Source organism: Maribacter sp. IgM3_T14_3, assembly GCF_049603095.1.
Lineage (GTDB): Bacteria > Bacteroidota > Bacteroidia > Flavobacteriales > Flavobacteriaceae > Maribacter.
The window spans coordinates 521101-543262 of the sequence record NZ_CP187138.1; the positions used below are offsets into that span (position 1 = coordinate 521101).

General features: G+C 34.9%; 21 protein-coding genes, 2 tRNA genes and 1 pseudogene. 9 read left to right on the top strand and 15 right to left on the bottom strand.

Going from position 1 to position 22162, the window contains the following annotated elements:
• The first annotated feature begins 202 nt into the window (after positions 1-202).
• Positions 203-1720, top strand: coding sequence for an IS1182 family transposase (locus ACPF9A_RS02445; RefSeq protein WP_423997098.1), 1518 nt, complete (start codon positions 203-205; stop codon positions 1718-1720).
• A gap of 86 nt (positions 1721-1806) precedes the next feature.
• On the opposite strand, the gene ACPF9A_RS02450 is transcribed toward ACPF9A_RS02445, so the two are convergent.
• Complete coding sequence (locus ACPF9A_RS02450; protein WP_424001343.1) at positions 1807-2697, bottom strand: LysR family transcriptional regulator; 891 nt, start codon at positions 2695-2697, stop codon at positions 1807-1809.
• A 135-nt stretch (positions 2698-2832) separates the two neighbouring features.
• Between ACPF9A_RS02450 and ACPF9A_RS02455 the strand changes: the two genes are divergently transcribed.
• The 6 genes and pseudogenes from ACPF9A_RS02455 to ACPF9A_RS02480 all read left to right on the top strand — a co-directional run.
• Entirely contained in the window at positions 2833-3225 is a 393-nt protein-coding gene (locus tag ACPF9A_RS02455; protein ID WP_424001345.1) for a rhodanese-like domain-containing protein, read from the top strand.
• Between the two features lie 11 nt (positions 3226-3236).
• A complete protein-coding gene (locus ACPF9A_RS02460; protein WP_424001347.1) occupies positions 3237-3680 on the top strand; it encodes an N-acetyltransferase family protein in 444 nt (147 codons plus the stop codon).
• Between the two features lie 900 nt (positions 3681-4580).
• On the top strand, positions 4581-4952 hold the full coding sequence (locus ACPF9A_RS02465) for a transposase (protein ID WP_024479941.1): 372 nt from the start codon (positions 4581-4583) through the stop codon (positions 4950-4952).
• The gene (locus tag ACPF9A_RS02470; RefSeq protein ID WP_424001329.1) at positions 4952-5809 is read left to right on the top strand and encodes an IS3 family transposase; all 858 of its coding nucleotides are present in this window, start codon (positions 4952-4954) and stop codon (positions 5807-5809) included. The genes ACPF9A_RS02465 and ACPF9A_RS02470 overlap by 1 nt, the downstream gene beginning before the upstream one ends.
• 75 nt (positions 5810-5884) lie before the next feature.
• Positions 5885-6781, top strand: a complete 897-nt coding sequence (locus tag ACPF9A_RS02475) for a cyclase family protein (RefSeq protein ID WP_424001349.1) — start codon at positions 5885-5887, stop codon at positions 6779-6781.
• A gap of 377 nt (positions 6782-7158) precedes the next feature.
• Positions 7159-7242, top strand: a pseudogene (locus ACPF9A_RS02480) (transcriptional regulator); the annotation flags it as partial.
• Positions 7243-7373: 131 nt separating this feature from the next.
• Here ACPF9A_RS02480 and ACPF9A_RS02485 read toward each other — a convergent pair.
• From ACPF9A_RS02485 to ACPF9A_RS02545, 13 genes are all read right to left on the bottom strand, one after another.
• Positions 7374-8039, bottom strand: coding sequence for a cyclase family protein (locus tag ACPF9A_RS02485; protein ID WP_424001351.1), 666 nt, complete (start codon positions 8037-8039; stop codon positions 7374-7376).
• Positions 8036-8680: a carboxymuconolactone decarboxylase family protein gene (locus ACPF9A_RS02490; protein ID WP_424001353.1), complete on the bottom strand. Its 645-nt coding sequence runs from the start codon at positions 8678-8680 to the stop codon at positions 8036-8038. The genes ACPF9A_RS02485 and ACPF9A_RS02490 overlap by 4 nt, the downstream gene beginning before the upstream one ends.
• Positions 8681-9604, bottom strand: coding sequence for a fumarylacetoacetate hydrolase family protein (locus ACPF9A_RS02495; protein WP_424001355.1), 924 nt, complete (start codon positions 9602-9604; stop codon positions 8681-8683).
• 21 nt (positions 9605-9625) lie between these two features.
• Positions 9626-10411, bottom strand: a complete 786-nt coding sequence (locus ACPF9A_RS02500) for an acyl-[acyl-carrier-protein] thioesterase (protein WP_424001357.1) — start codon at positions 10409-10411, stop codon at positions 9626-9628.
• A gap of 95 nt (positions 10412-10506) precedes the next feature.
• Entirely contained in the window at positions 10507-10932 is a 426-nt protein-coding gene (locus ACPF9A_RS02505) for a DUF2147 domain-containing protein (protein WP_424001359.1), read from the bottom strand.
• Between the two features lie 13 nt (positions 10933-10945).
• Positions 10946-11773: a hypothetical protein gene (locus ACPF9A_RS02510; RefSeq protein ID WP_424001361.1), complete on the bottom strand. Its 828-nt coding sequence runs from the start codon at positions 11771-11773 to the stop codon at positions 10946-10948.
• A gap of 268 nt (positions 11774-12041) precedes the next feature.
• Positions 12042-13061, bottom strand: a complete 1020-nt coding sequence (locus ACPF9A_RS02515) for a hypothetical protein (protein WP_424001363.1) — start codon at positions 13059-13061, stop codon at positions 12042-12044.
• Positions 13062-13129: 68 nt separating this feature from the next.
• Complete coding sequence (locus tag ACPF9A_RS02520) at positions 13130-13693, bottom strand: Crp/Fnr family transcriptional regulator (RefSeq protein ID WP_424001365.1); 564 nt, start codon at positions 13691-13693, stop codon at positions 13130-13132.
• A gap of 1219 nt (positions 13694-14912) precedes the next feature.
• On the bottom strand, positions 14913-15566 hold the full coding sequence (locus ACPF9A_RS02525; RefSeq protein WP_424001367.1) for a site-specific integrase: 654 nt from the start codon (positions 15564-15566) through the stop codon (positions 14913-14915).
• 1 nt (position 15567) lies between these two features.
• A complete protein-coding gene (locus tag ACPF9A_RS02530; RefSeq protein ID WP_424001369.1) occupies positions 15568-16167 on the bottom strand; it encodes a phage integrase SAM-like domain and Arm DNA-binding domain-containing protein in 600 nt (199 codons plus the stop codon).
• Positions 16168-16416: 249 nt separating this feature from the next.
• Positions 16417-16491 (bottom strand) — tRNA-Pro (locus ACPF9A_RS02535).
• Positions 16492-16530: 39 nt separating this feature from the next.
• Positions 16531-16619: transfer RNA gene (locus ACPF9A_RS02540), tRNA-Ser, on the bottom strand.
• A gap of 111 nt (positions 16620-16730) precedes the next feature.
• Positions 16731-18791, bottom strand: coding sequence for an HD family phosphohydrolase (locus tag ACPF9A_RS02545; RefSeq protein ID WP_424001371.1), 2061 nt, complete (start codon positions 18789-18791; stop codon positions 16731-16733).
• Positions 18792-18887: 96 nt separating this feature from the next.
• On the opposite strand from ACPF9A_RS02545, the gene ACPF9A_RS02550 reads away from it, so the two are divergent.
• Complete coding sequence (locus ACPF9A_RS02550; protein ID WP_424001373.1) at positions 18888-20063, top strand: acetyl-CoA C-acyltransferase; 1176 nt, start codon at positions 18888-18890, stop codon at positions 20061-20063.
• Positions 20064-20079: 16 nt separating this feature from the next.
• Positions 20080-20832 carry an NlpC/P60 family protein gene (locus ACPF9A_RS02555; RefSeq protein ID WP_424001375.1) on the top strand — a complete coding sequence of 251 codons (753 nt, stop codon included), beginning with the start codon at positions 20080-20082 and terminating at the stop codon, positions 20830-20832.
• 46 nt (positions 20833-20878) lie between these two features.
• On the opposite strand, the gene ACPF9A_RS02560 is transcribed toward ACPF9A_RS02555, so the two are convergent.
• Entirely contained in the window at positions 20879-22141 is a 1263-nt protein-coding gene (locus ACPF9A_RS02560; protein WP_424001377.1) for a tetratricopeptide repeat protein, read from the bottom strand.
• Positions 22142-22162: the final 21 nt, after the last annotated feature.

Here is a 22162-nt window from a genome sequence, read left to right on the forward strand (position 1 = left end):
TTTAGCTTTGGACAAGGAAAAATAAAACTAAACCAAAAGCTTTAGCTTCGTGTGCAGACGGAAACTCAACGTTTCCTTACTACCGCACTACGCTTAGCCGAGACGTCAGACTGCGCAAAAACCTACCCTTTCTTAATAACTTTGTTGATTTCCTTTAGCACGGCCAATACCATAACGTATTGATATTGATTATCTTAATGGTATGGATTTTATAACAGGTTTTGACAGGGACCAACTCGTAATGATGGATTTCGAATCCTGCCTGGGTCCCGATTCGTGGGCAAGGATCGTCGATATGTTCGTGGATATCCTCCCAATGGGCGACCTGGGGTTCAGGGACGTGCTGAACAACGAGGGCAGGCCACCATATCGTTCCTCGGACATGCTCAAACTCTATCTCTACGGCTACAAGAACAAACTGCGCTCCTCCCGCCAATTGGAACATGCCTGCAAGGTAAACCTCGAGGTCATATGGCTCCTGAAGGGACTAAGGCCGTCCGCAAGGAAAATAGCCTATTTCAGAAAGCGTAACCCAAAAGCCTTCAAAGGGGCATTCAGGTATTTTGTGGTGCTGCTCAAGGATTGGGAACTAATCGAAGGCGAGACCATTGCCATCGACTCCTTCAAGATAAGGGCCCAGAACGCCCTGAAGAACAACTTCAACCAGAACAAGATCGACCGCCATATCGAGTACATAGACAACAAGATACTGGAATACCAACAACAACTTGATGCCGAGGACGGAGATTCGGATACCGAAAAAATACAGGACAAAATTGCCTACCAGGAATCGAAGAAGGAAAGATACCGCAACATCGGGGAAGAGCTGCGCACCAGTGGGGAACGACAGATCAGCCTTACCGATCCCGATGCCAGATCGGTAGTACTGCACCGCAACATAATCAATGTGGGCTATAACGTGCAGGCAGGGTGTGATGCAAAATACAAACTCTTCGTCAACAACGACACGGGCACCGTAAACGATACACACGCACTTTCGCCCATGGCACTCGATGCAAAGCAACTTTTGGGCGTGGAAAAAATGAGGACACTTACCGATAAAGGGTACACCACGGGCAAACACCTGGACATCTGCACCAAGAACGGGATAACAACTTACTCATCCCCAAAGGAGCATTCTTCCCAACACAACGGCCTTTATCCCATGGTCGATTTTAAATACGACAGGGAAATGGATACCTATACCTGTCCCGACGGACAGATATTGGTGACCAATGGAACCGTTTACAATAAGGCGGGCCACAAGGTCAAGCATTACAAGAACCGACAGGCCTGCAAGGTCTGCCCCGTAAGGCACCTTTGTACCACGAACAAGAACGGACGCTTCATAGAGCGCTCCATTTATCAGGAGGCCTTGGAGGAAAACCAGAAAAGAGTGGAGGAAAATCCGGAATATTATAGGCTCAGGCAACAGATCACCGAGCACCAGTTCGGGACCATCAAAAGACAATGGGGCTTCACCCATACATTGATGAAAGGAAAACAGAACGTGCTCTCCGAGGTAAACCTGATCATGATATGCTACAACCTTAGCAGACTTGTGTCCATTCTTGACCCAAAAGTGTTGAAGGACAGGCTCAAAAGGCTTGTCGACATATTTTTTGCCCTATTCGGAGCCATTTCAGCCATTTTGGGCGACTTTGCTTTTCTTGGAAATTTAGTTTACCACAAAAGAACCGGCTATAAAACCTTCGCTTAGGGTCCTATAAATCAAAACAAATCATTTATTTTTATTCGAAATGGAGTTGCTGCGCAAACTCCCGTTATCTGCAAGCTGAAAAAATCTCATTCCTTGGAAAAATCCTCTTCGAAATTGGAAATGAAATCATTAACGTACTTTTTGACCTTATCGGCTTTACGAAAGACCAAATAATGCGTTCTTTTCAAACCATTTTTACCTATTCTTTTAAAAATCAAATCATCAGACAACTTAAAGGATTTTAATGCCCATTTAGGCATACACATTATTCCCATATTGGCATCGACCATTTCCAGGGCGACCTCGGTAAGAGGAATAGCGGAAATCTTAAGCGGAGTAATTTTATTCGGCTTTAAAAATTGTTCATATACCGAGACAGTTTCCAACGGAAAAGAATGTATTATCAAATGTGCATCCGAAAAATCATTCGTATCCAAAAAACCAACTTTGTTCAACGGACTTTCCTTATGCATAATCGCAAAAATTTCATCTTCGTAAACCTCGATACTGGACAAAATTTCATTTACTGGTTTTGAGGTAACAATCGCAATATCAATCTCATTGGACAAAATCTTCGAAATCGGTTGATGCGTGGCTTCAAGAATCAAATCAACCTCTATTTCTGGATATAAAAGCCCCATTTTTTGAATAAAAGCAGAAAGACCTTGATAAAAACTGTAACATTCCGTGCTAACTTTAATAGTTCCGACAGAACCGCTTCGCAATTGTTCAATGTTCTGAAAACTCTTTTCGATACTTTCAAGAATAGAATTCCCCAATTTGTAGAGTTCGCCACCTTCATCGGTCAATTGCCATTTATTACGTGTTCTATGAAAGACCTTGAATCCTAAACGCTCTTCCAATTCCCTTAATTGATGACTTAAAGCTGATTGCGTTAAAAATAGTTTCTCGGCAGAATTGGCAATACTGCCTTCTTCAACGATTGTTTTTATCAGTCTAAAATATTTAATTTCCATACGGGACAAAGTTAGCAATTTGTATAGATGCTATAATTGAGAAATTCTCAGCTTTAAATTCAAAACCTTCAAGTTCAAAATTTGAAAATAGGGTTATTACCTAACTAATTTTGCCGAAACAAAAACTTAGGAATTATGCAAAAACAAATTGAATTTTACGAAAACAAACTTGCTTACGAAATGGACCCATCAGATTTATGGGACGCTTTGGAAAAGGACGAAAATACAGTAGCTTTAGATGCCCGAAAAGCTTTCGGTTTTGAAAAAGAACATATTCCGACCGCTATCAACATTCCGCACATGGAAATGAACGCAGAAAGCACAAAACATTTAGACAAGTCAAAAACCTATGTTTGCTACTGCGACGGAATCGGCTGTAATGCTTCAACAAAAGGAGCATTGAATATGACCAAACTTGGATTTAAGGTCAAAGAACTAATGGGCGGAATAGAATGGTGGAAATTTGATGGTTATGCAACCGAAGGCACGAATCCTGTGAAAGGAGCAAAAATGGAATGTGCCTGCTAAAAACTCTAATAATGAAGATAAGATTTGCCAAAAAAAAGGATTTGCCACAAATTATTGAATTATGCAAAGAACACGCTGAATACGAACAAGCGGAATTTGAACAAGAGAATAAAGCGGAATTGTTGTCCGCTTTTATTCTTGGGAAAAACCCCAGTTTAAAATGCTTGATTGTAGAGCAAGAAAATTCGATTATTGGATATGCTACATTTATGAAACAATTTTCGACTTGGGACGCGGATTTTTACATCTACCTTGATTGCTTATTCCTTAAAGCAAATACGAGAGGACAAGGTATAGGTACTCGTCTTATGGAAAAGGTTGAGGAATATGGAAAAGTTGAAAATTGTAAAATCATACAATGGCAAACCCCTGATTTTAATCAGAAAGCTATAGATTTTTATAAAAAAATTGGTGGGGTTTCCAAAACTAAAGAAAGATTCTGTCTGGAAATTTGAGAGCGTAAAAGCCAGCAGATAACAATGGCTATAAGTAATACGGGGCTTTAGGGCTTGCCGAAAGATAGTTGCGTAGATAGAAGACCGCAAAGCCTTATTTTGAGTTTTTATCGTTAAATTTAAAAAAAATAAGGCTTTGCTATGTTCTAGTCGGAAAGGTTCTTGCTTTAACCCCCCCGTACTACTCATAGTGTGCCAAGAAGCAGTCATGGTAATAAACTGTGCTGCATGCTGTAATTAAGATGATGGTAGATCCATCAGAGTCGTTGTATAGGCGATGGCTCTAAACCACTTAAAGGTGCTTTGGTTAACAGCCTTGGTACTGAGCGTTTAGGAGAATCCAACCCACGAGGTTGGCAGGTATGAATAAAGGAGTTGAACGAAAGTGAACCACTGAAGAGGTGTCGAGAAGTAGGTACATCCAGTCAAAAGCTACGAAGTATGATACGGAGTTAAAACTAGTGTTTGAAAGAACATTAATCACAGGGGTAACCTATTTATTTTCTGTGGGGCTGGCGTCATTCAGGTGGCAAGAACTTTATTCGGGCTTAGTTATGGAACTTGGGAAGCTGCATATACGTGCTAAGGGAAATACACAATAGGCACAACCTAGAGGTAGAATACCAAAAGTATATGTAGTGGCGGACTCATTCGTAGTAGTGATGAAGTTTCTGTAATGGAAATGGAGCAAAGGGATGAGCTGGTTTAATACACAACCTGCCAACTTGAAAGAGGATGAGCTATCTTTGTGTATCAAGTCAGAAGAGCCGTATGATGGGAGACTATCACGTACGGTTCTGTGAGAGGCTTGGGGTGAAATTCCCCTTGTCTACTCGACGCCCAGTCGTTAGCGGTCATTGTGACCCGTCCTGAAATATGTATACAAAACACTTCAAGTATATGTATAAAAATGATGGATATGTAAAACGCTATAGTGAGAGCTTCAAGCTCAAAGTCTTGGCAGAACTTACCAAAGGAAACCATTCCAAAAGACAAATTGCATTAACTTACGGTATACAATCCAGTACTATAAACGTATGGATCAAAAAGTATGATCGTAAAGATTTAATGAATACCCGTGTAACCGTGCAAACAGACGACGAACTTTCCCGTATCAAAGCCCTTCAAAAAGAGCTGAAACAACTTAAGGACCTTCTTATTAAAAAGGACCTGGACAAACTGGTGACCGATAGCTATCTTGAGGTAGCCGCCGAAAACCTGGGCTATAGAGATGTTGAAGAATTAAAAAAAAACTTAAACATAAAGCCTTGATGAAAGTAGCACCGATAAACCGTAATGAAAGGCTGCATTCAATTGGTACTATCTGTAATGCCTTTGATCTGAAAAGAGATGCCTATTACAAATACCAAAAAAGGTTTCTAATCAAAAAACAGATAGAACAAGATGTAATCGAACTTGTTCGAAAAAGTAGAAGAACACTACCTCGAGAAGGTACAAGAAAACTCATGCGATCATTAAAAAATGAGTTTCATAAATATGACCTTAAAGTAGGCAGAGACCGGCTATTCCGTATCTTAAGAGAGAACAGGTTACTCGTTAGAAGAAAAAAATATTCTTCTAGAACCACAAATTCATATCATAGGTTTTACAAGTATGGTAATATTATAAAAGACCTTAATATCAATAGACCTAATCAAGTCTGGGCTTCCGATATAACCTACATCAGAACCATTAAAGGATTCTGTTACCTGGCCTTGATCACCGACATGCACTCACGTAAAATTGTTGGATATGACCTAAGTGATAGCCTAGAGCTAAAAGGTTGTGTCAGAGCTTTAAATAAGGCTATTTACAATGCTCAAAACATTGATCAACTTATTCATCATTCGGACAGGGGCATTCAATATTGCAGCAATGTATATACCCAAATACTAAAAAGAAAGAAAATCAAGATCAGCATGACAGAAGAGAACCATTGCTATGAAAACGCACTGGCCGAAAGGGTAAACGGTATCCTAAAAGATGAATTCTATCTTGACCAGACCTTTACCAGCGTGGTACATGCTAAAAAAGCAGCCAAAAATGCAATCAAACTATACAACTCTAAAAGATTGCATTTATCTTTAGATTATAAAACACCTAATTACGTGCATCAATATGCCGCTTAAAACTAATATTAATCTGTAGCCGTATTTTAGGACGTGACATTGTAAAAGCGACACAGAATAAAATAGACAAAACATATGGACAAAAGAGTAAAATTTGACTTTGAAATATACTTTACCAACGGAGGAAGCATAAAAGGCGAGGATTTTCGACTTGATATTTTGGGCGACAATATATCTGACAAAGAACTTGCGGACTATATAGTTGAAGATTTAAGACTATTAATGGTAGGTCAAACTAAAATCTTGAATAAAGAAATATTGACCGAGCCTCACAAAAGAAAACCTATTAATGCAAACATAGAGAATGACTTACTAATTGATTTAAGCCACACAATTGAACACGGACTTGTAACTTACAAAGGTTTACCAGCTCCAATTGTTTGCGACTATTTGAGTAGAGAAAATTCAAAACAATTTTACGCAGAAGGGACTGAATTTCAAATTGGAAAAATTGAAATGGTTACAAACACAGGAACTTATATTGACTGTCCCTTTCATAGATTTGAGAGCGGAAAAGACCTTTCAGAGGTTGGTTTAGAATGTTTTACCGACCTTGACGGAATTGTGATTAGTATTCCATTTTCTGAAACATTAGAAATAACAGAAGAACATTTAAAAAACTGCGAAATTAGAAATAGGGCAGTTTTAATTCACACAGGTTGGGACAGTAATTGGAATACAGAAAAGTATTATGAAAATCACCCTTATTTGACAGAAGGTGCAGCAAAATATCTAAAAAATTGCAGTGTTAAATTAGTTGGAATTGACTCTCATAATATTGACAGCACATTAGGCAAAACAAGACCAGTTCATACGACACTCTTGGGAGCAGATATTTTAATTGTTGAACATCTTTGCAATCTTTATTTATTGCCCAAAGACGGTTTTACTTTTAGTGCTATTCCTCCCAAATTTAAAGGAGTTGGGACATTTCCAGTAAGAGCAATGGCTAAACTGACAAAAAATGTTTGACAAAATGAAAAACAACGAACCGCTAACATCACCTATACGCAAGCAGGGGTTTCGTGCTTCCTAGGACAGATAAGTGGTAAATTTGAAATTCAGCTCTTCGTAGGAAGTTCAGTGGTTAAAAACCCTGCCTGCGTATAGCTGAGAACCGTTGTAAGTAATGCGAAAATCGAGCTAAAATTGAACATTTGAACTAAAAACGCCAACGCTCGGTCAAGCACATTTATTTTTTTGCCAACGCGAAAAGCCAACGCTCAAAAAAAATAAAAGAGCTTGCCCTTTCCCATCGCACACATCAAAATAATATTCACATTTTTTACACTATTTTTTGAGATAATTTGAAAATCTTGATTATTTTAGTGGACTAAATTACGTCTGAAATGAACCGAATTAAGGAAGTGTTGGAACAGAAAGGAATTAAACAAACTTGGTTGGCTGAAAAACTAGGCAAAAGCTACAATATGGAAAAAACGGTCAATGAGAACCACTAAAAACGGATTTATTTGAACCACTTAAAAAATCGTTTCATACTTGGCTATAACAGGGTTTACCATAAAAATTGCTATGCTCACTTTAACCCGGCGGGGGTGGTATACTATGTCCGTCCTTTCCACATATGGCAGTATTCGTAATCAACACCTACTAAATGTGCTTCCCAAAATAATTCAGAGTTATTGCTTTTTTTAGCTTTTTTAATTAAATATGGTAATGGCAAGTCCCATCCCCATTGGTCAATTCCCATTACTTTTATTCCTTGTTTTATAATCCATTCTGTAGCTTCAGCGCTCATTCCAGTTCCTTTATAAAAAAAATCTTTTGTACCCATTAATTGGTCTCTTCCTGTTTTTATGAGTACAATCATTTCTGGAGCTAAGGACAGTTTTTCTTTTTGTAGAAATCCTTTTATATCTTTAGAAGTAATTGAATCAAAGTCTTTTTTATGAGTCATATCAATAACAATACCCTCACCAAAACACCACTCTAGAGGAACTTCATCAATAGTTTTTGCTCGTTTACCCATACAAGTTGGTGCATAATGCCAAGGCGCATCAATATGAGTTGTAGAATGAACTCCCATTTTTCTAATTTCATCATCTGCCCAGCCAGTAAATTTTTTTGGAAATAAGCGGAAAGGTAACCCTAAAAACCTAACCAGCCATTTAGCTTTTTTATGTGACTTATGCTTGATTTTTACCTTCATAAAGAATGGGTCATCAGAATTGTATTGAATAGTTTTAGAAAGATCTATTATTTTGCTCATTTTGTTTGATGCTTTCCTGGTTCCCAATTTTTATAAAGATATTTATTTCCAAATAGAAGAGGTTCATCTTCTAACTCAGTTGCCATGGAATCATTCCAACGGTTTAGAAAGCCAAAAATGGCAATTGTAGAAACAATTTCGATAATTTGTGGTTCTGTAAAAAACTTAGCCAATTTTTTATGATGTTCTGTAGTAACTTGATTAGGAACACTTCCATCAGCCATTGCAAAGTTTAAAGCCACTCGTTCTTGTTCTGAAAATAAGTCAGATGTTTGAAATTCCCATATTTTTTGAATTTTCTCAAGTGCAACACCATTCTTGTGAGCTGTATGTGCGGTATGTGCCTGGCAATACCGGCAACCAGCTGCATTACTTGCAACATTTGCTATAAGATCTTTTAAATAGGCAGGAACCTCTAAATGACTTTCCCTTTTAGCCTTTAATGTCCAACGTAGATTCTTTAAAAATAATTTGACACCTGTCCAAATAGTAGTCTTTGAAGAAGAAAATCCTTTAATATTAGCATATAGTATAGAAAAAGCTCCTAATATATTTGGCTTAGCACTCATTCTATGTAAACTATTAGGCACGAAGCCCATTCCTTTTATGGCTTCATCTAAAATGATTTCGTAGTCTTTCATTTAATCAATCTTATTGGTTAAAGAACCAATCCCTTCTATTTCCAAAGTAATGGTATCTCCCTTGTTAAGCATTACTCCGTTTTCAATACCTGTGCAACCAGGAATTGTGCCTGAGCCAAATAATTCACCAGGATATAATTGTTCTTCCCAAGAAGCATATGCAATTGCTTCTTGCAAAGAATAGGTTTTATCTTTTGTGTTACTTTCAACAATGGTTTTTCCATTGATAATAACTTTTACTTTCAAGTTGTCAACTTGGTGAATAAGCGATTCTTTCCTAACAATTACGGAGGATATAGAACTACCAAAATTTTTGGTTTTCATTGGGCCAAAACCACTATCCATTTCGTCTAGTTGTATGTCTCTTGCTGAAAAATCGTTCAAAATTAAAAAACCTCCAATGGCATCATTGACCTGATCAATGGATGCATTTTTTAAAGGTTTACAGATGACTACCCCCAGTTCTAATTCATAATCCATTTCTTTTGTATAAGATGGAATTTTGATAGAATCTCCTTCAGAAATAAAATTCAAATGATTACCCATATAATAAATAGGATGTTGATAGAACCTCTTTTTAGGTTTTAACTTTGGAAAAGGCCTTCTAAAAATTTTCTCGTAAGTCATAACTACTGGAAGTAAGTAAACCATATACTTTTTTACAAAACCTCTTGCAGCATCTATAGCGTGTTTTTCATAAAGCATAAAGTCTCTGTAAGCGGTTGGCTGGAATGATATTCTTTGTTGGTAAGATTCAAATTCTTCAATTAATTCCATTTGTAGTGAATCAATTTTGTTAGCAGGCAGATTTATTAGATCCAAGAAAGTGATTTTTTCGTCTTTAATCATTTGCCATTGGCCTTTAATTTCAATAGCAAATTTTTCAACTTTTGTTTTTTTGTTATAAAGTCTTGAATACTTCATTTTTCTATTTGTTTAAATTTACTATTTGGAATGGTAATAATCCCTTTCGTATTTTCTTTTCCATGTTGATTTGGCTGTTGCGCAGATGGTATCACTACCTTCTATTTTTATAGTGTGGTTAAATGATATTTCCTGCTTATTATTATAATTGTTGTTAATCAATGATGTAACGGTTTGTTTATAATGAGCTTCTGCAATGAATCTTCCTGTTATGGAATATAAAAAGTAATTATTTACAATTTCTTCAGGAACTGATTCAATAACCCATTGTAAATATCTAATATTATTTACATGATTATTCATATTGGTATCATACCTATTAACTATAAATTTTAATTCATAATCTGATTCATTGATTGGGCTAACTTTTTCAGAGATACTGTAATCGATACTTTTAAATGAACAAAATGACCAGTTTTCCTTTATAGCATCAAAAATTTGTATAGGCCTTCTTTTGGCTATATTAAAGAAAACCCATAAGCCCCTAGATCTTCCAATAATCGTATTTTGTTCATCATAAATAATATTTTCCCGATACCCCCTAATTTTTGAATATTGGGACAACCAAGTTCTAATAGTGATTTTTTCTTTATAACTAGGATATCGATCCATTTGCATATATCCAGAAACTAGTACCCATCCAATATTTAGATTCTTCAATTGAAATAAGCTATGTTTTATAGCGTAGCAGTGGTCGGCCGCTGTTTCTTCTAATAAAGTTAAGATTATAGTTGGCGAAGCATTGCCTAATGAGTTCATTTCAAAATAACGCAGTTCAAACGCCTTATCAAAATAATTTTCAATCAATTACTTACATTGGTTTTAAGTTCTCTTACGCCCAAAAAAAGTCTTGTTGTAATAAAAGAACAGATTATTAATACTTTTTCGCTAAAACGTAATGCCTATCTTACTTCTTTTCTTAGCCAATACTGTGTTCTTCCAAAAATTGAAAATCCAAGAAAACCTCTAACCTTAAGTTTATTTTTATCGATAAGTTCTAAATTACAGTTATATGTTTCCCCGGATTCTGGGTCTAAAATGGTTCCACTCTCAAATTTATTCCCGTTATTTTTTATATTTTGAACAATTACCAATCCAACTATGGGTTGACCTTTTTTATCTCCTACACATTTCTCACAAACCGCATCCTTATCTCCATCAAAGGTTTTGGTGATTTTAGCAAAATAGAGTTTGTCTTTTTCATAAATTTCAATAAGAGCTTTCCTTTTATTAGTCTTATCATCGATGGTTTCCCATTCCCCGACTATGCTTTGCCCATTAACGGAAATACTTAATATTAGTATAAATAGAAAATATAAATGTTTCATTATTTTAAGTTTTTTAGTTGAAAGGAGTTAGAGATTTAGAAGAAACCTGATTTAAAGTAAAAGATTTAATACTCATTTTATGTAAATAACCCTCTTTCAAGAGGTTCGATTTTACTGGTATAGTGCTTGGGAGAAGAATTCCGTCATAATCCTTGTAATCCTGGAAAGAGGCCTCACCAGTAACAAATCGATATTTATCCCTTACGGTATAAACTATTTTGATTATTCTCTTACTTTCAGAATCTATCCATATAATATATTGGTCTAAATCATTTTGAGGTGCGACAGTATTCCAAGAAGCTATTATTCCTTCAGCTTTTATACCATTAATCATTTTGGCTCCTAAATAATCAATAGAAGTAGCCTCTTGAATTCGACTTGGGAATTCGATGAAATATTGGTACGTAGGAATATAAAACTTTATGTTCTTGTTCTCTTTTACTTTAGGATTACCTTTTTCATCTAAATAGTAAGTCTTCCATGATTGAATTCCCCAAACGGTATTTTTCTCTTTCCCACTTAAGATTTTTAATTGACCATTAAAGGTTTTTGGGATATAGTTTAAAGAGAACTCTATTTTTTGTTCAGGAAAAGAGTGGGTTTTTCGTCCTAAGAACCCATAAAATTCATCCTCAAATATAACGTTGTAAGTTTCAATAGTATTCCAATTGTCAATTTGATGTTCTTTACCCATAGCTTCAAGAAGATTTTTAGCTTTTGCAATATCGTTTGGATATTTATAGCCATCAGGACGTAAATCTGTCAAGTAAAAAAATAAAAAAAATCCAAATAGCGTGATAAGACTTAAAATTGATAGTAAATGTTTTATTGATTTTTTCATTGTATTATCTTTTGATTTTTTTTAATCCAAGTTTTGGGATAAATAGACTAAAGTTCTTCACAATAAATTCCTTCCGAGATCAATACAGTTTTTACTTCTGAAATTATGTCCTTGTTAGATTCTATTCTTAGAATATGATCGCAATCTTCAAAATCAAAATCTATTTTATAAATTTCTTTAATTGATGAAAGTATATTGAGAACATAACTCTCCGAATCTTTTTTAATATTTGTTTTAAATACTTGTATCATATTGAAATTGTAAAGTTTTAATTAGATGTTTTATTGGCAAAAGGATTAATCGATATACCTAGTTTAAAATAGGTTGTAGCATCTTGTCTATTTTCATAAATATAGTTACTTGCTGCTGCTCCTTTCTCTAAAAGTATACTATTAAATACCTTATGAACGCCTGCTTCTAACTTACCTACTAAAAAATCATTAAAACGATGTTCATACAACAGACCTGCCTTTAGTTCCAATTGATTATATTCTAAAAGATTGACTAATGATTGGTGATTAGAATTCACGTATAACACATCACTCCCAAATGTTGATCCTAGCGACAACCTTCCTTTTTCTCCCATTAGTTTACGTAAATACAGCATTCGCGGTAAGAGAAAAATTAATTCCCATCTTAGGTCTCTAAATTGATGTTTATAAAGAAATAATGGTAATACAGGATTTTGGGAACTGGAATCTATATTTCCTAGAGCCCCTAATCCAATCAAAGTGCGATTTGTTCCTTTTAAGAATAGAAGAAACCCTAAAGAACCTTTTATTCGACCTAAATGCTGTTCATTTGAGTCCGCTATCGCACTTACAGTTAATTTTATCGGTAATTTTTTAAATAGATAAGTAAAATATTCTGCCGTAAACTCCGCCGATAAGTAATGAAAATTAACAGTATTGTCTTGCTCAAATAGCACTGGAACTCCTTCAAAAGAGGAGTTATTTTGAAGATTTTGAAATTTAAATTGGTTGAATTGATAGGAAAGAAATGTGCTCAATTCCCATCCAACTTTCTTGTAAAGAGGAATATTAGTTGAAAAAATATAATTTCTTTGATTTGTAATTACACCATCGTTTAAATTTTGATTTAAAAATTCGGAGCTAAAATTTCTATTTAAACTTTCACTAATATCAAAATTAAGAAGACTAGTTTTTGGAAACCTTTCTTTAACCTGTTTTATTTGTTTTTCTTGTAAAGAATCTTGAGGCTCTTGGGCAATACTACACTCATAAAATATAAAAAATGAAATAAGTATAACTATATTTTTTTGTACCAAAATACTCTGTTTGGTACAAATTTAGAGTGAATAACATCTTCATATGATTGACTTTCGTCAATAAATGTTTAAATACGTTTTCTTATTCTACTTAAAGATTCTGGAGTAATTCCTAAATAGGAAGCAATCATATATTGCGGCACAGTTTGAAGAATGTTTGGGTCTTTAATGAGTAGCCTTAAGTAGCGCTCTTTTGGGGTATCCATTAAAAAACTATCTAAGCGTAAAGACTTCATCAAAAAAATTTGTTCTGCAATTATTCTACCTAATTTATTAAAATTTACAGATTCGTCATAATGCTTATTCATATATGCTCTTTTCAATTTCCAAATAGTTCCTGATTCCATTGCTTCTATATTATAATTAGAAGGTTTGTTGGTAAGGAAACTTCTATAGTCCGAAAAAAAATCTAGCGGAAACCAAAAGTCAGTTGTTTTTTCATTGCCTTCTTTTATAATATAAAATCGAAAAAGGCCTGTCTTAACAAATCCAACAAAATCACAATGTTCTCCTTCAGATAAAATTAAATCTCCTTTTGAATAGGAAATCTTTTTTAAACCATTTTTTAAAATGCCCCATTCTTCTTCATTTAAGGAAACTATTTTTTTTATATGTTTTTTAAGCTCTTTCAAAATTTTTAGTCAACTTAATAAGCAGGCAAAAACCAAGCAATTACGTACAGCCATTGTGCTTGTAGCTCAAGTTAGCAAATAAAAGTAGTCTCTGCTCATTTCTAATGGAGAAAACGGATAGTAATTTTGATTATGGAAGATAAAAAAGAGATATAAGCAATAGGTAGCCCAACAAGAAGTGAGCAAAAGATTAAGATTACCTACTAGGTAGAGCTAACAAAGAAGCAAAGTATACCAGTAACAAGTGCCATTACAATCCTATTGAAGTCCTAAATAATAAGATTGTTGCACTTATGAGTTGAACTCAGCACTCATCTAGCTTTAAAAGGTTTAATATTAGTAATAAAGTTTTTTGCTTTTAATCCAATACTACCGGTAGGATCGGGATTAACTTAATCACTCACCTCTTAGCGAATAAAATCTAATTAGACTTTTACAACTTTATTTTAATTTAATTATTTGCCGGAATTTAACCGGCATCGATGAATTTTAGCTGAATAAATAAATCAAAGCTCATTCAAGCATATTCCTTGTGTTAGGTGTGTAGTTTAATCCTAACCCACTTATGTTAACAGACTACTATAGGTTTTTTATTTGTACTAAAAGCTCTATTTTTACTGAGAACTAGGAAAAGGATACGAAAGACTATCATAAGTAAGTTCACAAATCGTCAACACGAGAAGTGAATTTCAGCAAGTACTCGACTCTGGTTGGTCTGAACGAAGAGGGTTCGAGCACCAGCCAAATGAAATAAATACTTCATAAATCAAGTCTTGATATAAAATGATACTCATTTTAATGCACTTTATAGTTAAAATGCCATATATGAAAACTGATTTTTGGATTTATTTCAACATTGTTTAATTGCATTCTCAGGTTTTTCATGTCCAAACTAATCTTTTGTTGAAGAATTCTAGCGTATATCTGAATAGCGATCTACTAGTTTTTTAGTTCAAATTTAATTTTGACTGTTTACGTAGAATTTACAAATTATAGATCATAAAAATCTTACTAACAAAGCACTTTTCTTGGAATGGAGTTTTTCTGCCTAATATATAGGATTGGGGCTAACTAAGATGCGAACCAGTATCTTATCTTCTTGTAATAAGTAATTCACAAAATACTTGATATCCCTGAATTTAAAATTTATCCACTGTTCCATTTGAACTATTTCGTCCTTTAAGTACCTTATTTTTATTTTTAAAGCATATTATAGGCACTAAGAGCTTTTATAGGTATGGCATTCAATAGTATTAAAATGCTTCCTTAAGCGATCCATATCGTCACTTACCTTGCGTTCAATAACCTTCGCATAAATTTGAGTAGTAGCTATCTTTGAATGTCCCAGTAATTTTGAAACGGTTTCTATAGGCATCCCGTTACTTAAGGTGACGGTTGTGGCAAAAGTATGCCTGGCAATATGAAACGTGAGATTCTTTTCTATACCGCACACGTCTGCAATTTCCTTTAAATAGGAATTCAATTTCTGGTTCGATATTTTGGGAAACACCCTGCCTTGTGCAATCGATTTTGAATTATCCTTATACTTCTCTATGATATCCAAAGCTTTTGGCAGTAAAGGAATATGAATAGGCTTGGTTGTTTTTTCACGGTTATAATAAATCCATAGTTCCCCATCAATGCCAATGCGAATATTATCAGCGCTAAGATTGATAGCATCAATATAACTCAAACTTGTATAGCAACTGAAGACAAACAAATCCCTTACTAGTTGCAATCTAGGGATGGTAAAATTCTTTTTTTCTATTTCCTGAAGTTCTAATAGACTCAAAAAGCCCCTTTCCGTTTTAATAAACTTTGCATGAAAATTAGCGAACGGGTCGCTCAACATCCATCCTAACTTAAAAGACAAATTAATTAATTAATTTTCTAAAGCGTTCTATGTGCTTCATTACCGTGTTATTACCCATTTTTTTATGATGTTCTTGGGGAATGTAAGCCCGTAAATATTTCTCGAACCTTATGATAAAGTCATAATCCAATTCTTTTAGAAACATATCCGTAGAATTATACGCTTCCAATATAAAGTTAGAGATATAGCGCTGTGTAGTAAAATAGTTCTTTTGAGTCCCCCACTTTAACTTGCCTTTCATATCATCGTTGTGATAGCTAATAATTTCCATAACCGAACGGTTGATTTCATCCAAACCAAGGTAGCGTGCTTTAATCGATTGTGCTGTTATCTGCTTATGTTCGGACTTTAAGTCTTGATAGGCTTGAAATAACTGATTATAGGTTTCATCTAGATAGGTATTAAGTATACGTGATTTTTGCGCGGTGCCCTTTGCCCTATTTCTGTCACTATCCCAGTCGGTTATTAAAACTTTGCGATTTAAACTGATGGCGGCCCTTTTTCCGTTTACGGTAATCCGTGCGTAAAGAGATGCCTTACTGTTCTTTGTTCTGGATAAGTTTACCCAAAACAGAATACTGAATGAAGAAGATGTTTTCATGATTTCGTCTGTTTGTTAACATTAGATGTTGTTATCAGACGAAAGTCAAATCACTTAAAGATACATTTATTTAGCCTAAACACAGGAATTTTAACAATTCGGTCAACACTATTTAAAAAATTAATTTGTTAACCGAATTGTTGACGTGTTCTTTGGATATAATTGTTTTATTATGATACCCCTAAAACCATAAAAACCTGTTAATCATAAGATTAACAGGTTTTTGGTATAGATTGATACTATCATTTGTCGGGGTGGCAGGATTCGAACCTGCGACCTCCGCGTCCCAAACGCGGCGCGATAACCGGGCTACGCTACACCCCGAATTGGTTATCTAAAAATATGTCTCTCAACACATTGTTGCGGAGAGACAGGGATTCGAACCCTGGGTAAGTGTTTCCACCTACGACGATTTAGCAAACCGTTCCTTTCGGCCACTCAGGCACCTCTCCAGTAATTCTTCAATGAACTGTTGCTCTAAATAGCGGATGCAAATGTATAAGTATAACTCGTTTTACGCAACTATTTTTAATGTTTTTTTTCAATAAAAAAATACTACCCTGTTACTCAGGATATTCCACACGCAAATGATAGATATTTATTAGCTTTTGCTTAAAAATTTTCTTGATTGTTTCAATTTCTTTAAAGGTAATATCTGCATTCAAAAATTGATTTGCCTTCATTTGACCAGAAATTATCTTGTCAACAAACTCATCAATAATTAAAAAAGTTGGATTTTTTAAACTTTTTGATGCTGCTTCTACCGAATCTGCCATCATTAAAATTGCAGTTTCTCTAGAAAATGGTAATGGCCCAGGGTACCTAAAATCCTCTTCGTTTACATCATCATCCAATTCTTTTTGCTTTTTGTAAAAGTAAAACACCAAAGTAGTGCCATGATGCGAACGTATAAAATCTATAATACGGTCAGGTAAGTTATTCTTTCTAGCAATCTCAATCCCCTTAATAACATGATCAATTATAATACGTGCGCTGTCTTTTGGGCTCAGCTCGTCATGCGGATTTACATTCGTAACCTGATTTTCGGTAAAATAGGTAGGCTCGTTCATTTTACCAATATCATGATATAAAGCCCCTACCCTAACCAACATGGCATTCGCCCCAATTTCGTTAGCGGCCGCCTCAGCTAAATTGGCTACTTGTAACGAATGATGAAATGTACCCGGTGCCTTGTTAGATAATTCTTTCAAAAGTTTAGAATTGGTATCTGACAACTCCAACAGCGATACATCTGACACAAGACCAAAGAGCTTTTCATAGATATAAATTAATGGCTGCACAAAAAGAGTAATCATTCCGTTTAACAGAAAAAGACCTAATGTATACCACTCAATATCACTTAAATCACCTTCGTGTATGGTATGGAACGCCAAATAACCAATTATATAAATAAGTGTTATTTGACCAACACTCACAAAAAGGTTTGCCCTTTTATACAACTCAGAAACGGTAAGTATAGTTACTATACCGGTAATTATCTGCAAGAATATATATTCAAAACTATTGGGTACTACAAAACCTAAAATTAGAATAGTCAATACATGCACAAATAGACCTAACCGGGCATCAAAAAAAGTTTTTAAAATTAATGGAAGTATGCATAATGGTACTACAAACACTAATTGATCATTGTACTTTATAACAATAGTTGTTATAAAAACCATGAGCAGTATATTAAAGAAGATGAACGTAACTTTTACATTATTTTCATACACCGTTCTTCTATATTTTTTTAGGAATAGGAACAACATTATAAGTACCAGTGCTACTAGTACCGTATACCCGATTAAAATATAATAATAGTTATTCGCTGTCCATAATTCTGATTCGTATTCAGATTTTAAAGACTCTAATATCTTAAGATTTTCAGCTTCAACAACTTCACCTTTTGCAATTATTAATCGACCCTGATCAACCGTACCTCTTGTATATGAGAGTTTAGATAGGGCTTCATTTCTTGCTTTTTGGGTAAGGTTATTATCAAAACTTACATTGGGCGCAATTATGTCAAAAAATAGAGACTGGGTATCTTTTTCGAAAACCGATAAATTATTATCGGCAAGAACTCTACCTATTAGGTCATTAATTTCGCTGACCCTAAAAAAATCTGAAACCCTTACTTTACTAGCCTCATTATTCTTCACCAAAAAAATAAAACTGCGCTGAACTTGCTTCCCATTATTTTGTAAAATTCCTTTGGCGTAGACGGAATCTAATATAACCTGAGAAAAATACTTTAACCTCTTTTTCTGATTTTCCCTAAGTGATGTGTTACCCCACTTATCTTCAAATTTTTTCTCAAATTGTTCTGTAACTTTTTCAACCTCAGCCTGGTCATATCGATAGTACGGTAGTTGATTACTTTCAATTACCTGCTTCTCTTTGGCTATTTCAGTATCTGTTTTTTGTATCGAAAAATCAAATGGCGCATATAAGTTTTCAAATTGCCAAGGTTTACCTTTTTGAAACTCATACTTGAATTTACCTCCCTTGGGTAAAAAAAACACTATAAAAGCAACAGCTACAACATAGAGTATGTATTTGAAAATGAGCGATTGCTGTTTGTAAAGATTATCCAAAAGAAATTGTATTAGGTTCTTCAAAAATAGAAAATTATAATCTGATATCTAGTAATTGAAACGATATCCCTCGGGTTGCTATAGAATTTAGTAATTTCGTGACATCAAATAATTAAAAACATGAAAGAGGTCGTTATTGTTTCTGCTGTTAGAACCCCAATAGGAAGTTTTATGGGCGGATTATCAACCATACCTGCTCCGAAATTAGGGGCGGTTGCTATTGAAGGTGTATTAAAGAAAATAAATCTTGATCCTACATTGGTAGATGAAGTTATCATGGGAAATGTGGTACAAGCCGGAACTGGACAAGCACCTGCTAAACAGGCAGCCATATTTGCCGGTATTCCGAATACCGTACCTTGTACTACCATAAACAAAGTTTGTGCCTCTGGTATGAAAGCTGTTATGCAAGGTGCGCAAGCTATCGCTCTTGGTGATGCAGATATTGTTGTTGCTGGGGGTATGGAAAATATGAGCCTAATACCTCATTACGTTCATATGAGAACAGGTACCAAATTCGGACCTACTTCTTTAATCGACGGCATGCAAAAAGATGGTTTAGTAGATGCATATGATGAAAACGCTATGGGTGTTTGTGCCGATGCTTGTGCTACTAAATACGAATTCAGCAGAGAAGATCAAGATGCTTACGCTATACAATCATACAAGAGATCTTCTGATGCGTGGGAAAACGGGAAATTTGATAATGAAGTTATACCAGTTGCAGTTCCACAGAGACGCGGAGAGCCTAAAATGGTTATAAAAGATGAAGAATTCAGTAATGTATTCATCGATAAAATACCCAACTTAAGACCTGCCTTCTCTAAAGACGGTACGGTAACGGCCGCAAATGCCTCTACAATTAACGATGGTGCCGCTGCTCTAGTTTTAATGAGTAGAGAAAAAGCAGAGGAACTAAATTTAAAGCCATTAGCGGTTATAAAAGGTTATGCAGATGCTGCTCATGAGCCAGAATGGTTTACTACGGCACCAGCAAAAGCTTTACCAAAAGCATTGGCAAAATCTAATTTAAATTTAGAAGAAATAGATTTCTTTGAATTTAACGAAGCATTTTCTGTGGTTGGTCTTGCTAATATGAAAATATTAGGTCTAAACGATAAGAATGTAAATGTAAATGGTGGTGCAGTTTCTATAGGTCACCCATTAGGTTGCTCTGGTGCACGTATTCTTATTACACTACTAAATGTATTGGAACAAAATAATGCAAAACTAGGAGCCGCTGCAATTTGTAATGGCGGTGGTGGTGCATCGGCAATAATTATTGAAAGGGTTTAAGCGCTCAAAAAATTACATGCAATACGGTATTTGTCAATTAAGCATTGTTCCAATTAGAAGTATACCAGATGAAATATCTGAGTTAGTTACCCAACTTTTGTTCGGGGAGCACTACAAAATACTTGAAAGCCGAAAAAACTGGTCTAGAATAAAAACTATTTTCGACAAGTGCGAGGGCTGGATAATGAATAGTCAATTGACATTTATAACCGATAATGAATTTAATGAGATTCAAAAAAGCAAACATTTTAATTATGTTGCCGACTTAATTTCGTTTGTTAAAGATGCTAATGAAATTGAAACACCTATAGTTATCGGTTCATGTATTAACGATATCCCATCATTGTCTGTAAATTTCAAAGGTAATCTCTTAAGTAACCAACAACCTAAAGAGAATTTGACCAATATCTCATTGCTATATTTAAATTCTCCGGAATTAAAAGGAGGAAAATCCCCATTCGGTATTGACAGTGCAGGCTTTACACAATTGGTGTATAGAATTAATGGATATCATCTTTTACGAACCGCAGAACAACAATCGACACAAGGTACAGCGCTAAGTTTTGTTGAAGAAAGTGAGGCTGGCGATTTGGCATTTTTCGACAATGTCAATGGTGTTATTGACCACGTAGGTATTATTATGGACGATAATTATGTTATTCATGTCAACGGTAAAGTTCGAATAGATCGCATAGATCACACCGGTATTTTTAATAATGACCTAAGAACTTATACGCATCAATTAAGAGTCATAAAAAAAGTGATATAAAAAAAGGCCCTAATAAGGGCCTTTTAATTTTATAGCGTGCTATTAATTACTCGCCTAACAACTTCTTCATTTTAGTGAAGTTTTCTGTATCACCCATAGCTCCATAAATATTCTTGAGCTGAGTCATTACATTTTCGTTATCAGGACTGTTCTTCAATGCACTTTCCAATACATCAGCACCCTGCTTAAACAAACCATCTTTTTTCTCTTTTAGCTCATCGTATTTTGCAATATCAGCTCTAGAGTTACCCAACGAATTCATTTCATCAATTAATGCGTTACCTTCATTTACATACGTTGTAGAAAGGTTTAAGTATGCATTTGTGTACTTTGGATCAATTTCAATAGCTTTTTTGTAAGACACACGTGCATCTTCGTAATTTTCTTGCTCCATACTGATTACACCAACATTATAATGAAGATCAGGATTATCTGGCGCCAAAGCGATAGCTTGAGCCATCAATTCTTTAAACTTATCTTTATTACCTTGGTTGAAATATAAATTTGCTTCATTAAGAATCAAATTAACATCTTCTGGATCGTTCTTTCTAGCTTGTTGGTAAGCCTCTAAAGCTTTTTCATCTTGACCTAATTGCGTATAGATCAAAGCTGTATTCTTAACAATCTCAGCTTGTTTAGATGGAGTTTTCTCATCTACAGGATTTGAATACGTACCAGATTTAACCATAAGATCACGTTGAACCTTATCCATCTCTTCCACTTCACCAGATACGGCACTTGTAGCCTTATAAACAACTCCACCACCATCATAACCTACTTCTTGTAGTTTATTATAGTAATCTAATGCCATTTCATAATGACCACCATTTACCGCACTACCTGCAGCATAATACAAGTATGAAGTATCTTTAGGGCTAAGTGTGTAACTCATGTACAATTTTTCTGCAGCCTCTTTAAACTTGTTATTACCGTTATCGCTAACCGCAGAGTTTACTAAATCAGCAGTCAACGATGCCATATATTGGTTTGTTTCAGAAGTATATTTCTGCTTACCAGAAGCTTCTTCTAATTCAATAACCTTTTTGAAAGAAGTTGCTGATTTTTCAAACGCATCATTATTTCCTTTTTTAGCCAAATCACTATAAATTTTACCTCTAGTGAAATAGTATTGTGCCTGCGTTTTCTCATCAGCAGCAGCAATAGTACCAGATGCAGCCTCAAGAGCAGTTTGTGCCCCGGCAGAATCACCTGATTTCAATGCTTTTTCTGCATCTTTTATTTCATTTTTCTGAGCAAAACCTATCATAGTAAATGATAGCGCTGCTACAAGTAATAATCTATTTTTCATTTTTAATATATTAATTATTAG

What these genes read in the sequence shown, in the direction of transcription:
- ACPF9A_RS02445 (WP_423997098.1), top strand. Translation starts at nt 203, where the DNA reads ATGGATTTTATAACAGGTTTTGACAGGGACCAACTCGTAATGATGGAT.
- ACPF9A_RS02450 (WP_424001343.1), bottom strand. Translation starts at nt 2,697, where the DNA reads ATGGAAATTAAATATTTTAGACTGATAAAAACAATCGTTGAAGAAGGC.
- ACPF9A_RS02455 (WP_424001345.1), top strand. Translation starts at nt 2,833, where the DNA reads ATGCAAAAACAAATTGAATTTTACGAAAACAAACTTGCTTACGAAATG.
- ACPF9A_RS02460 (WP_424001347.1), top strand. Translation starts at nt 3,237, where the DNA reads ATGAAGATAAGATTTGCCAAAAAAAAGGATTTGCCACAAATTATTGAA.
- ACPF9A_RS02465 (WP_024479941.1), top strand. Translation starts at nt 4,581, where the DNA reads ATGTATAAAAATGATGGATATGTAAAACGCTATAGTGAGAGCTTCAAG.
- ACPF9A_RS02470 (WP_424001329.1), top strand. Translation starts at nt 4,952, where the DNA reads ATGAAAGTAGCACCGATAAACCGTAATGAAAGGCTGCATTCAATTGGT.
- ACPF9A_RS02475 (WP_424001349.1), top strand. Translation starts at nt 5,885, where the DNA reads ATGGACAAAAGAGTAAAATTTGACTTTGAAATATACTTTACCAACGGA.
- ACPF9A_RS02485 (WP_424001351.1), bottom strand. Translation starts at nt 8,039, where the DNA reads ATGAGCAAAATAATAGATCTTTCTAAAACTATTCAATACAATTCTGAT.
- ACPF9A_RS02490 (WP_424001353.1), bottom strand. Translation starts at nt 8,680, where the DNA reads ATGAAAGACTACGAAATCATTTTAGATGAAGCCATAAAAGGAATGGGC.
- ACPF9A_RS02495 (WP_424001355.1), bottom strand. Translation starts at nt 9,604, where the DNA reads ATGAAGTATTCAAGACTTTATAACAAAAAAACAAAAGTTGAAAAATTT.
- ACPF9A_RS02505 (WP_424001359.1), bottom strand. Translation starts at nt 10,932, where the DNA reads ATGAAACATTTATATTTTCTATTTATACTAATATTAAGTATTTCCGTT.
- ACPF9A_RS02510 (WP_424001361.1), bottom strand. Translation starts at nt 11,773, where the DNA reads ATGAAAAAATCAATAAAACATTTACTATCAATTTTAAGTCTTATCACG.
- ACPF9A_RS02530 (WP_424001369.1), bottom strand. Translation starts at nt 16,167, where the DNA reads ATGAAAACATCTTCTTCATTCAGTATTCTGTTTTGGGTAAACTTATCC.
- ACPF9A_RS02550 (WP_424001373.1), top strand. Translation starts at nt 18,888, where the DNA reads ATGAAAGAGGTCGTTATTGTTTCTGCTGTTAGAACCCCAATAGGAAGT.
- ACPF9A_RS02555 (WP_424001375.1), top strand. Translation starts at nt 20,080, where the DNA reads ATGCAATACGGTATTTGTCAATTAAGCATTGTTCCAATTAGAAGTATA.
- ACPF9A_RS02560 (WP_424001377.1), bottom strand. Translation starts at nt 22,141, where the DNA reads ATGAAAAATAGATTATTACTTGTAGCAGCGCTATCATTTACTATGATA.